The organism is Pseudomonas algeriensis (assembly GCF_048847255.1).
Classification (GTDB): Bacteria; Pseudomonadota; Gammaproteobacteria; order Pseudomonadales; family Pseudomonadaceae; genus Aquipseudomonas.
Window position 1 is genome coordinate 671900 of record NZ_JBKKRK010000001.1, and the last position, 11970, is coordinate 683869.

Below are 11970 nucleotides of genomic sequence, written 5' to 3' on the forward strand. Positions count from 1 at the left end.
TAATAGTCGACATGCCTGTCATTGATTCCGCAGCAAGAAAACCGAACCAGTCCTGTAGGACTTATCCCTAAGAAAATGCATTTACCCGATGCAGAGTACCAGCCTTTCCCCGTAAGATTCATGCCGGTCATTGTTCCCATATGGCCGCCCACGTCAAGCTTGCCGAATCTGCCAGGACCCCAGATGAATCGTAATGACCTGCGTCGTGTCGACCTGAACCTGTTGATCGTGTTCGAAACATTGATGCATGAACGCAGTGTGACCCGCGCCGCCGAGAAGCTGTTCCTCGGCCAGCCGGCCATCAGCGCCGCGCTGTCGCGCCTGCGCAGCCTGTTCGATGACCCCTTGTTCGTGCGCACCGGGCGCAGCATGGAACCCACCGCCCGAGCGGTGGAAATCTTCGCCTTGCTCTCTCCGGCCCTGGATTCAATCTCCACCGCGGTCAGCCGGGCGGCGGAATTCGACCCGGCCACCAGCACTTCGGTGTTTCGCATCGGCCTGTCGGACGATGCCGAATTCGCCCTCCTGCCCATGCTGCTCAAGCGCCTGCGAGCCGAAGCACCGGGCATTGTGCTGGTGGTGCGCCGGGTCAATTACATCCTGATGCCGGGCTTGCTGGCCTCGGGGGAAATCTCCATCGGCGTCAGCTATACCGACGACTTGCCGGCCAATGCCAAACGCAAGGTATTGCGTCGCAGTTCGCCGAAAGTGCTACGGGCCGACACCGCGCCGGGACGGCTGACCCTGGACGAATTCTGCGCCCGGCCCCACGCCCTGGTGTCATTCGCCGGGGATTTGAGCGGCTTTATCGATGAAGAACTGGAAAAACTCGACCGCAAGCGCCATGTGGTACTGGCGGTTCCGCAATTCAACGGCCTGAGCACACTGTTATCGGGCACCGACATCATCGCCACCGTACCCGATTACACCGCCGACGCATTGACCGCCGCCGGCGGCGTGCGCGCCGAAGACCCACCCATCCCGGTGCGAAGCTTCGAATTGCACATGGCTTGGCGGGGATCACAGGATAATGACCCGGGAGAACGCTGGTTGCGGTCGCGGATCCAGATGTTTTTTGGCGATCCTGAGAGTCTTTAGATTTCGTCCGGCAGGCTGTTTAGCTGATCATTTGTGACTCTTCACCGGTCGTGGCGATCCATTCACTTCCCAGCCTGCCAGTCGAGGTCAAACAATCGATGCCCGGCGATGAAACAGCTTGGCAGCAGCGCCCAATGACCCACTGCGGGCAATCGCGAGAAAGACCCGCACATCACTCCAATCCATGCTCCGCCCCGATGCAAAAATGAAGAGTGAGAGTGCAGCAATGGCAATGCCGTAGCAATCCCGCGCTCGACAGGCATGTCTACAAATTAGTCGACACACCATTCGGGGACGGGAAATGAAGACAGGCTTTATCGGTCTGGGAAGTACTGCGCTTTGACCTTACCGCGAAACACCCAGAACCCCCACGTGTTGTAGGCCAGCGTGACCGGCACCAGCACCGCGAATCCCACGAGCATGAACCCTTGGCTCGAAGCGGGAGCAGACGCTTGGCTGATCGCCAGCGACGGCGGCAGGATCAACGGATAGAGGGTAATGATCGCGGCAGCGAACGCCGTGCCAAACCATCCCAGTACCGCAAACAACGGAAGGAAATGGTATCGGCTGGAAAAAGCCCGGTAGAACCCGACCAGCAACGCGCACTGAACAAGCAGAAGCGCCGGGCTCAGGTTCGATTCAAGAAGATGGTCTCGATAGGACGGCGCCAACTCGCTGGTCCACACCACAATGATTGCAATGCCTGCCAGTGTCAGCCACCCCAGCCATCGCGCCTGCCTTCTGGCCGCCGCTTGCAGCGCGCCTTCGGTTCGCCAGAACAGCCAGCAACTGCCAAGCAATGCGTAGCCAATCACCAGCACCACGCCACACGCCAGCGCAAATGCACTCAACCACTCCCAACCGTTTCCGGCGAACCGGCCCTCGTGGTGATCGATGCCCTGTACCACGCTGCCCATGATGACACCCTGGCAAAGCGTTGCGATCAACGAGCCGGTCACGAGGCTGACATCGAGCCAGCGCTTCATTCGTGCCGGCGCGTCGGCCCGGAACTCCAACGCGACGGCCCGGACAATCAATGCCAGCAGCATCGCAATCACGGGGATATACAGGGCGGAAAACAAGACGCTGTAAGCCACGGGAAAAAGCGCGAGCAAACCGCCGCCACCGAGCACCAGCCAGGTTTCGTTCCCGTCCCAGATCGGCAGGATGGAATTGACCATGATCTGCTTATCATCGGGGTTGTGGCGGGTCGCGAAGAGGATGCCGACGCCCAGGTCGGTGCCGTCCAGAATCACGTAGGTGATGATGGTAAAGGCAATTGCGGCGGCCGACAGATTGGGCAACAGCGCTTCAGAGATGAACATCACGATTTCCCCCGCGTTGCGCTGGCTTGATCGTCGGCATCCGCTGAAGTTGCCGGCAGTCGGTTGATGGCGCGTATCAGGTAAAACAGCCCCAGGCCGAAAACCAGCAGGTACAGGATCACCAGGGCGAGTGTGCTGCCCAGGACGAATGAGAGCGGTTGCTGCGAGCTGCTGTGAACGGTGCGCATCAAGCCATAGACCGTGAATGGCTGGCGCCCGACTTCGGTAACCACCCATCCGCAAACCATCGCTACGAACCCGGCCGGGGCCATGAGCACCGCGCAGCGCATCAGCCATCGACACTCGAACAGGCCACCGCGCCAACGCAAGAAGAGACTGGCGATCCCCATGGCCACGATCAGCAAGCCGATGCCCACCATGATACGAAACGCGAAAAAGACCACGGCCACGGGCGGGATGTCTTCGGGCGCGAACTCATCAAGGCTCTGTATGGTGCCGGTCCAGTCGTGGCGCAGATAAAGCGAGCCGAGATGGGGTATCGCCAGTTCGAAATCATTTCTGCGGTTGGCCTGATCCGGTATCGCAAACAACCTGAGCGGCTCGCCCTGGCCGGCTTCCGGGCGTCGCCAGGAACCTTCCATCGCGGCCAGCTTCTGCGGCTGGTGATCTCGGGTATTTTCGCCGTGCAGGTCCCCCGCGACGAGCTGGATAGGCCCGACCACGGCCGCCATCCACAGTGCCATTGAGAACATCACTCGCGCAGGCGCGTGGGTATTGTCGCGCAACAAGTGCCACGCGCCCGCGCCGCCCACGAGGGTGGCCGTGCCGAGAAAGGCGGCGATGCTCATGTGCACCATACGGTAGGGAAACGAGGGGTTGAATATGATCTGCAGCCAGTCTTCGGGCACGAACCGGCCATCGCCGGCAATGCTGAAGCCCGCCGGTGTGTGCATCCAGGAATTGGCTGACAGTATCCAGAATGCACTGAACAACGAGCCGACGGCGACCGCGCACGTGGACAGAAAATGCAGGCGCGGCCCGACTTTGTTCATGCCAAACAGCATCACCCCGATGAAGCCTGCTTCCAGGAAAAACGCGACCATGACTTCATAGAACATCAGAGGCCCGAGGATGCCCCCCGCACGACTGGCCAGCGCGCTCCAGTTGGTCCCGAACTCGAACTCCATGACCAGCCCCGATGCCGTGCCCACGGCGACCGTCAAGGCGAATATCTTCAGCCAGAATCGGTAGACGTCCATATAGACCTGACGCTTTCGCCACAGCCAGAGGGCTTCCAGCACCATCAGGTAATTGGCCAGGCCGATGGAAAATGCGGCAACCACGATGTGGAAGCTAATGGTGAACGCAAACTGGTAGCGCGCCAGCATCAACGCCGAATCCATCGATTCCATGGGCAGGCCCCGCTCAAGCGCCGCTGGGTTTGCCGCAGAATTGACTGATCGGTTTATCGATCGGCCTCTTCATGCCCTCACCCATCGCTTTCAAGCCCTCCAGGAGCGGCAAGATCGCGCGCCAAAGCGATTCGTCATGCAGCAAACGGTATGAGCCCCGCACGCCTGGCGCGACGTCGTCGTTGTTGGGCGCGGTCCATTGACTGACCGCAGCGCCGGCATCCTTCAGCGCGAAGACCAGCCGGTAGAATTCATCGGGCGGCACGCGGGACAGTGCCATCGCCAGGATCGACAGGTTCTGAATGACGTTGAGCGTGCCTTCCTTGTTCAGGCCATCAACCAGCACTTTGGCAATCGCCGTGTTGGCACAGACCAGGTCATTGGCCATGCGCAGCACGCCGTGTTCATGGAGGCTCTGGACCAGACGATTGAGTTCATCCTGCGCGTCAGGTTCGGTCTTGCTTGGTTTTACGTTGTAATCAATAGGTTCGGCCATCAAAACCTCTCCGGATGGGGCGCCGGTGCGTCGATCGGCGCGTAGTCGTCTCTGGCCCACTTCACCTCAACAGCCACGCCATTGTTCGGTGTCCTGTGGCCGTTTCGGAAATTGCCGCGCGGCAATGCCGATTGCGGAGGGGGATCCCTCAGGATCGTCATCTTCACAGCGGTTTCCTTGTAGGCCGGCGTGTTGACGTCTGGATCATGATGTTCCCCGGTGAGTTCATTAATGCCGGGCTTGCCCTGGTGAATCGGCATGAACAGCACCTTGCCGCGCACTCGATCGGTGATCAGAACCGGCACCGTGACCGAACCACGGCGAGAAGTGATCCGCACCTGGGTCCCATCCTGGATACCCCGCTCGGCTGCAAGCTCGGGACTGATTTCGACGTACCAATGCGGTGACAACGAATCGACACGGTCGCCACGTCCCGTCTGGTTGTTGCCCTGGAAATGCTCCAGCATGCGTCCGTTGTCCAGCATCAAGTCGAATTCGCTGTCGGGCGCTTCCGCCGGAGGTTTCCACTCCAGCGGGTACAACACGGCTTTGCCGTCGTCGGTGTGGAACCGGTCGGTATAGAGCAATGGGGTATCGGTGCCATCCGGCTTTACTGGCCAGAGGAGAGATTTCCAACCGTCCAGGCGCTCATAGCTGGCGCCGGCGAACAGGGTGGCGATACCGGCCACCTCCGCGAAGATCTGCGAGGGATGCTCGTATCCCCAGTCATGGCCCATTCGCTTGGCCAGATCGGTCAGGATGCGCCAGTCTGGAAGGCTGTTGCCCAGCGGCGGAAAAACCTCATGAAAACGTTGGATCCGCCGCTCGGTGTTGACGAAGGTGCCCTCCTTCTCAACGCTTGGGCAACCTGGCAGCACGACGTCGGCGAACTGCGCGGTGCGGCTGAAGAAAATGTCCTGCACGACCATGAAATCGAGTTTTCTGAAAGCCTCATGCACGTTTTCAGTGTCGGCGTCGGAAAACGCCGTCTCTTCACCGATCACATACATGGCTTTTATCTTCTGCTCGGCGGCATGCTGAACCATCAGGAAGTTGTCTTCACCGACCTTGTTGGACAGTCGTTCCGGCGCCACACCCCAGGCCTTCGCCCACTTGGCTCGAACCGCTTCGTCAGTGACTTTTTCATAACCGGGATAGACGTTCTTCAAACACCCGAAGTCGCTGGCCCCCTGGACGTTGTTGTGGCCGCGCATCGGATAACCGCCGGTTCCGGGGCGGCCGTAGTTGCCGGTAACCAACAAGAGATTGGACAGTGCGGTGCTCGTGTCGGCCCCGTGGCTATGCTGGGTAATGCCCATTGCCCAGAGCAGGCAGACCCGTTTGGCGTTGCCGATCATGTTCGCGGCGCTAACCAGATCCGCCTCCGACAACCCGGTGACCTGCGACGCGAATGGTAGGGTAAAGGGTTCCAGGGAGCGTCGGTACTCGTCCACCTGATTCACCCGCGCTTCCAGGAATGCCGCGTCCGCCATGCCATGATCGAACAGGTAACGCGACATGGCGCTGGCCCAGGCTATGTCGGTGCTCGACCTGATCTGCAGGAACAGGTCGGCGCGCTCCGCCATTTCATGCTTGCGTGGATCGACCACCAGCAGTTTTTGCCCTCGATGCTTGCGCGCGGCCTTGATTTTCGAAGCGATAACCGGATGGTTCTCCGCCAGGTTGCTGCCCACCAGGACGATGAGGTCCGCCTGCTCAAGATCGGCGATCGTGCCGGCGTCGCCGCCGTAACCGACCGTGCGGAACAACCCCTGTGTCGCGGGGTTCTGGCAGTAGCGCGAAGAGTTGTCGACGCTATTGGTGCCGATGATCAGGCGAGCGATTTTCTGCGTCAGGTAAGCTTCTTCATTGCTGGCCTTGCTGGACCCAATGAAGCCGATGGCATCGGCGCCGTGCTCACGTTTTAAGGCCAGAAGACGGCCTGCGACCAAGGTCAGCGCCTCGTCCCAGCTTGCTTCACGAAACCGGCCGTTTTCCCGGATCAGCGGCGTCGTCAGGCGTTTTTCGCTGTTCACGAAATCCCAGGCGAACTTGCCCTTGATACACGTGGAAATGCCGTTCGCCGGTGCGTTCACCACTGGCTGCACCTTGAGCAGCGTGCGGTCGCGAGTCCACATTTCGAACGAGCAGCCCACGCCACAATAGGTGCACACGGTCTTGGTGCGTTTGATTTCAGGCTGGCGCCAGTGCATGTCCATGACGGAAATAGCGGTAATGGGCGGCGCACCGATCGTATTCTCGATCGTCTTCACCGCGTCGATGAGCGGCCGCTTGATGTCCTCGGGCATCGACGTCAACGGTCCGGCATCCGGCTGCATGGTTTTTTCGAGCAACGCGTTGCAGGGGCAAACCGTGACGCAATGACCGCAGCTCACACAACTGGAACCCTCTATCTTGGTTCCGCCATCCCACAACACCCTTGGATGGTCCTGGGTGAAATCGATGCTCAGCGTTTCATTGACCTCGACGTTCTGGCACGCTTCCACGCAACGCCCGCACAGGATGCATTGATCGGGATCGTAGGTATAAAACGGGTTCGAGTGGTCCTTGCTGTAGGGCTTGCGCTGGTATTTGTAGCGCTGGATCACGGGGTTCATGTCAGCGACGGTATTGTGCAGCGTGCAGTCACCGGTGTTGTGCTCGCAGACCGTGCAATAAAGCTCGTGCTTGGCAAGGATCCGGTCCATGCCTTCTTCCTGCGCCGCCTTCACGCGAGGCGTTTCGCTCACCAGCTTCATGCCGTCGGCGGAACGCAGCGCGCACCCGCGGACCAACTCGCCATCATGCTCGATCCAACAGACATCGCAGGTCTGGATCGGCCCGAGGGCGCGGTGATAGCAGACGTGAGGCAGGTCGATGCCCTGCTCTGCCAAAAAATCGATCAGCGGCTGGTCAGCGTTACCCCTGAGGGTGCGACCGTTGTACTCGATGCTGCACTGGTATCTGCCATTCATGGAAACTCGCCCCGTTGGCCGACTGATCGCCCGGACAGTGGCCCAACGAAGCTAGAGACCGAATGCCCACACGGAAATGTTCAGTTACAGAATCGATATCCCAGTGCTGCAAATGTTCATTAATTTTTGCGCGAAGCCGCTACAGCGTGTGGCATCCGAATGCTTGTAACGCTCCGCTAATAAATGCTGGCTTGTCCTTTCGCTCAAGCATTCACATCCACGACCGTGCGCCCGCGAACCTGCCCTTGCAGCACCCGAGCCGCGACTTCCGGCACTTGCGCCAGGCCGACAAGCTGCGTGGTGCGAGCAAGCTTGTCCACATCCAGATCCCGGGCCAGACGCGACCATGCCTGCAAACGGACAGCCTGGGGCGCATTCACGGAGTCGATACCGGCCAGGGTCACGTTGCGCAGGATGAAAGGCAGCACCGACCCCGGCAGATCCGCGCCCTGGGCGAGGCCGAAAGCGGCGACGACCCCGCGGTATCGGGTCTGGGCCAGGGCATTGGCCAAGGTATGGCTACCGACCGAGTCGATGACGCCCGCCCAACGCTCCTTGGCAATCGGTGCGCCCGGCTCCGACAGGGTGCGCCGATCAATCACCTCTGCAGCGCCCAGGTCACGCAGATAGTCGGCTTCTTCCAGGCGTCCAGTCGACGCGATCACCCGATAGCCCAGCCCCGACAACAGCGCTATCGCCACCGAGCCCGCGCCGCCGTTGGCGCCGGTCACCAGGATATCGCCCCCGTCGGGCGCCAGGCCGCCGTGTTCCAGCGCCAGCACGCTGAGCATCGCGGTGTAGCCCGCCGTGCCAATGGCCATGGCTTGGCGGGTCGAGAATACGTCCGGAACCTTCACGAGCCAGTCACCACTCACCCGGGCCTTCTGGGCGAAACCGCCGTGGTGCGTCTGGCTCAGCCCCCAACCGTTCAGCAGTACCCGGTCGCCAGCCTGGAAACCTGCGTGGCTGGAGCTTTCAACGATTCCGGCGAAGTCGATGCCGGGAATCAACGGGAACTGGCGGATCACCGGCGAGCGGCCACTGAGGGCCATGGCATCTTTGTAGTTCACCGTGGAATATTCGATAGCGACGGTGACATCACCGGGCATCAGGTCCTCTTCGGTGAAGTCGACCAGGCCGGTCGATATGGCTTCATCGGTTTTGGTGGCAAGCAGCGCTTTGAAGGTCATGGTTGTTTTCCTGTGCATTTGAGCGGCGAATGTCGTGGGCCCGGTTGAGCAGATTCACGCCAGTTGCATCGCCTTGCGGATACCGGTATCCAGCATGCCCGCCGGCGCGAAGCGGCGCATGAACTGCAATTGGGCTGCCGCCTTGCCGGCGGTGTAACGCAACTTCGGACGCTCGGCGCGAGCGGCCTTGAGCACCACGTCAGCGACCACATCGGGCCCCTCGGCCGTGGCCATTGCGTGATTGACGACCTTGGTTACCTTACCCCGGATATCCTCGTACAGGTCCAGCTTAGCGTCAGCCTGCAGGCTGTTGCTCTCGAATGATGTCTTGGTATAACCGGGCTCGATGACGACGACCCGGATGCCATGGGTCCGTAATTCATGATCAAGGGCTTGGGAATAGCCATCCACCGCGTGCTTGCTCGCCACGTACAGCGCCACATAGGGCACGGATACCACGCCGAGTATGGAACCGATGTTGATGATGCGACCGACACCCTGGCGACGCATATGCGGCACAACGGCGCGCGTCATTCGCACAACACCGAGGAAATTGGTATCGAAGATCGCCTTGGCCTGGTCGATCGAGCTTTCTTCGGCCGCGGCCGGGGCGAGCCCGAAACCGGCGTTGTTGACCAGCAGGTCGATACGCCCTTCCAACCGCATCAACTGCGCAACCGCGGCCTCGACGCAGGCATCGTCGGTCACGTCGAGTGCCAGCATCTCATACGCCTGATGATCGGCCCGGGCTCCGCGCCGGCTGGTGCCGTATACCTGATAGCCGGCCGCTACGAGGGAGTTGGCAATGGCTTCGCCGATACCGGAAGAAGCGCCGGTCACCAAGGCTACGGGTTTGTGGATCGTCATGGAGTGTTCCTCGGCAACTGGGTCGGGCCCGACATCGATACATGTCAGGGTAGCTCTATGATGATGAGCATAATCATAGCCGTCAACAGTTTTGATTTTGATCGACATCTAATCTAGGCGAGCCCGACAAACACACGGACAGCCGTCATCCTGCCGTCACGCAGCCTCGCCTGAACATTCCGTTAAGGTGGCTCCAAGCAGGGAGAGCGGTTCGGGACCCGCGACTGCCGTGAGTCCTAAACCGCTTTCTTATCAAGCGACCAGATCGCCGCTATTGAAGGTATTCACGCCGACCAGCTGGATTTCGAAATCGGCGTTGAGGTCGCCGTTTACGTTGCCATACAACACATGATCAACGAAGCGTAACTGCCCTGCGCCGGTGAACTCACTCGCGTCGATGAAGCTGAACTTGTTGAACACCGGCGTCAGGGCATTCGCGTCCAGTTTCGACAGGTCGATCTTGTCTCCTTGCAGGCGGCTGAAATCGAGGATGACGTCGCCAGCACCGTCCTTGCCCAGGTCGCTCAACGAACTGAATACAAAACGATCGGCTCCGGTGCCGCCGGTGAGGGCGTCTGTCCCCGCTCCGCCCATCAGCGTGTCGTTGCCTGCGCCGCCGTCGATCCGATCATTGCCAGCCGCGCCGTTCAAGACATTGCCGGCCGCGTTGCCAATCAGTACGTTTTCCAAGGCGTTGCCGCTTCCGTTGATCGCGGCAGCACCGGTAAGCGTTAGGTTTTCCAGATTGGCACCCAGGCTCCAGCTCACCGAGGAACGCACGGTGTCGATCTCGCTGGCGAGGCTGCTGGTTTCGCTGATGACGTCCCTGAGGTTGTCCACCACGTAGGTGTCGTTGCCGGTTCCCCCGATCAGGGTGTCGATGCCGGCGCCGCCATCGAGGATGTCCGCACCGTCCAGGCCGTTGAGGGTGTTGGCGGCGGCGTTGCCGGTCAGGCTGTTGCCCAGCGCGTTGCCGGTGAGACTGAGCGCGGCGGCGCCGAGCAACTGACCGTCCTCGACGTTGGCCGCCAAGGTGTGGCTGACTGTCGTACGCACGACGTCGCGCCCCTCGTCGGCGAGTTCAACGACGCTGTCGCCTGTGTTATCGAGCATATAGATGTCGTTGCCATCACCGCCGACCAACGTGTCGCGTCCGGCGAGGCCGTTCAGCACGTTGGCGCCGGCGTTGCCGGTCAGTACGTTGTTAAGCGCATTGCCGCTGCCGTTGATGGCGGCGATACCGGTCAGGGTGAGGTTTTCCAGATTCGCGCCAAGCACCCAGTTGACCGAAGCACGTACGCTGTCGATTTCGCTGGCCAGGGTGCTGGTTTCGCTGACGACATCCTTGAGGTTGTCGACCACGTAGGTGTCGCTGCCGGTGCCGCCAACGAGCGTGTCGATACCGAGGCCACCGTCCAGGATGTTGGCGCCGGCATTGCCCGTGATGCGGTTGTTCAGTGCATTGCCGCTGCCATTGATGCTGCCGGCACCGCTCAACGTCAGGTTTTCAACGTTGGTGCCCAAGGCGAAGTTGACGGTCGAAATAACGCTGTCGATCTCGGTCAGGGAGGCGCCTCGCTCGATGACCGTATCGCCGGCGTTGTCGACGTGGTAGGTATCGTTGCCGGCACCGCCGTCGAGTTGGTCCGCGCCTGCCCCGCCGTTCAAGACATTGCCGGCCGCGTTGCCAATCAGTACGTTTTCCAAGGCGTTGCCGCTTCCGTTGATCGCGGCAGCACCGGTAAGCGTTAGGTTTTCCAGATTGGCACCCAGGCTCCAGCTCACCGAGGAACGCACGGTGTCGATCTCGCTGGCGAGGCTGCTGGTTTCGCTGATGACGTCCCTGAGGTTGTCCACCACGTAGGTGTCGTTGCCGGTTCCCCCGATCAGGGTGTCGATGCCGGCGCCGCCATCGAGGATGTCCGCACCGTCCAGGCCGTTGAGGGTGTTGGCGGCGGCGTTGCCGGTCAGGCTGTTGCCCAGCGCGTTGCCGGTGAGACTGAGCGCGGCGGCGCCGAGCAACTGACCGTCCTCGACGTTGGCCGCCAAGGTGTGGCTGACTGTCGTACGCACGACGTCGCGCCCCTCGTCGGCGAGTTCAACGACGCTGTCGCCTGTGTTATCGAGCATATAGATGTCGTTGCCATCACCGCCGACCAACGTGTCGCGTCCGGCGAGGCCGTTCAGCACGTTGGCGCCGGCGTTGCCGGTCAGTACGTTGTTAAGCGCATTGCCGCTGCCGTTGATGGCGGCGATACCGGTCAGGGTGAGGTTTTCCAGATTCGCGCCAAGCACCCAGTTGACCGAAGCACGTACGCTGTCGATTTCGCTGGCCAGGGTGCTGGTTTCGCTGACGACATCCTTGAGGTTGTCGACCACGTAGGTGTCGCTGCCGGTGCCGCCAACGAGCGTGTCGATACCGAGGCCACCGTCCAGGATGTTGGCGCCGGCATTGCCCGTGATGCGGTTGTTCAGTGCATTGCCGCTGCCATTGATGCTGCCGGCACCGCTCAACGTCAGGTTTTCAACGTTGGTGCCCAAGGCGAAGTTGACGGTCGAAATAACGCTGTCGATCTCGGTCAGGGAGGCGCCTCGCTCGATGACCGTATCGCCGGCGTTGTCGACGTGGTAGGTATCGTTGCCGGC

Annotated in this window: 8 protein-coding genes; 1 reads left to right on the forward strand and 7 read right to left on the reverse strand. The window is 60.9% G+C overall.

Features of this window, described 5'->3' with window-relative positions:
- Positions 1 to 183: 183 nt before the first annotated feature.
- Entirely contained in the window at positions 184 to 1098 is a 915-nt protein-coding gene (locus ACLK1G_RS02750; RefSeq protein WP_420764013.1) for a LysR family transcriptional regulator, read from the forward strand.
- 314 nt (positions 1099 to 1412) lie between these two features.
- Here ACLK1G_RS02750 and cydB read toward each other — a convergent pair whose 3' ends face one another.
- The 7 genes from cydB to ACLK1G_RS02785 form a co-directional block, all read right to left on the reverse strand.
- Positions 1413 to 2423, reverse strand: coding sequence for a cytochrome d ubiquinol oxidase subunit II (gene cydB, locus ACLK1G_RS02755; protein WP_420764014.1), 1011 nt, complete (start codon positions 2421 to 2423; stop codon positions 1413 to 1415).
- Positions 2423 to 3772, reverse strand: a complete 1350-nt coding sequence (locus ACLK1G_RS02760) for a cytochrome ubiquinol oxidase subunit I (RefSeq protein WP_420764015.1) — start codon at positions 3770 to 3772, stop codon at positions 2423 to 2425. The genes cydB and ACLK1G_RS02760 overlap by 1 nt, the downstream gene beginning before the upstream one ends.
- A gap of 37 nt (positions 3773 to 3809) precedes the next feature.
- Positions 3810 to 4292, reverse strand: a complete 483-nt coding sequence (locus tag ACLK1G_RS02765; protein ID WP_420764016.1) for a helical membrane plugin domain-containing protein — start codon at positions 4290 to 4292, stop codon at positions 3810 to 3812.
- Positions 4292 to 7267 (reverse strand): formate dehydrogenase subunit alpha, encoded by a 2976-nt coding sequence (gene fdhF, locus ACLK1G_RS02770; RefSeq protein WP_420764017.1) that lies wholly within the window; start codon positions 7265 to 7267, stop codon positions 4292 to 4294. Before fdhF ends, ACLK1G_RS02765 begins: the two co-directional genes overlap by 1 nt.
- Before the next feature lie 203 nt (positions 7268 to 7470).
- Entirely contained in the window at positions 7471 to 8457 is a 987-nt protein-coding gene (acuI, locus tag ACLK1G_RS02775; RefSeq protein ID WP_420764018.1) for an acrylyl-CoA reductase (NADPH), read from the reverse strand.
- 54 nt (positions 8458 to 8511) lie between these two features.
- Positions 8512 to 9324, reverse strand: a complete 813-nt coding sequence (locus ACLK1G_RS02780; RefSeq protein WP_420764019.1) for an oxidoreductase — start codon at positions 9322 to 9324, stop codon at positions 8512 to 8514.
- Positions 9325 to 9576: 252 nt separating this feature from the next.
- On the reverse strand, positions 9577 to 11970 hold a 2394-nt coding region (locus tag ACLK1G_RS02785), incomplete at its 5' end, for a beta strand repeat-containing protein (RefSeq protein ID WP_420764020.1).

Coding starts and splice junctions, on each gene's coding strand:
- ACLK1G_RS02750 (WP_420764013.1), top strand. CDS start 184: ATGAATCGTAATGACCTGCGTCGTGTCGACCTGAACCTGTTGATCGTG.
- cydB (WP_420764014.1), bottom strand. CDS start 2,423: ATGTTCATCTCTGAAGCGCTGTTGCCCAATCTGTCGGCCGCCGCAATT.
- ACLK1G_RS02760 (WP_420764015.1), bottom strand. CDS start 3,772: ATGCTGGCGCGCTACCAGTTTGCGTTCACCATTAGCTTCCACATCGTG.
- ACLK1G_RS02765 (WP_420764016.1), bottom strand. CDS start 4,292: ATGGCCGAACCTATTGATTACAACGTAAAACCAAGCAAGACCGAACCT.
- fdhF (WP_420764017.1), bottom strand. CDS start 7,267: ATGAATGGCAGATACCAGTGCAGCATCGAGTACAACGGTCGCACCCTC.
- acuI (WP_420764018.1), bottom strand. CDS start 8,457: ATGACCTTCAAAGCGCTGCTTGCCACCAAAACCGATGAAGCCATATCG.
- ACLK1G_RS02780 (WP_420764019.1), bottom strand. CDS start 9,324: ATGACGATCCACAAACCCGTAGCCTTGGTGACCGGCGCTTCTTCCGGT.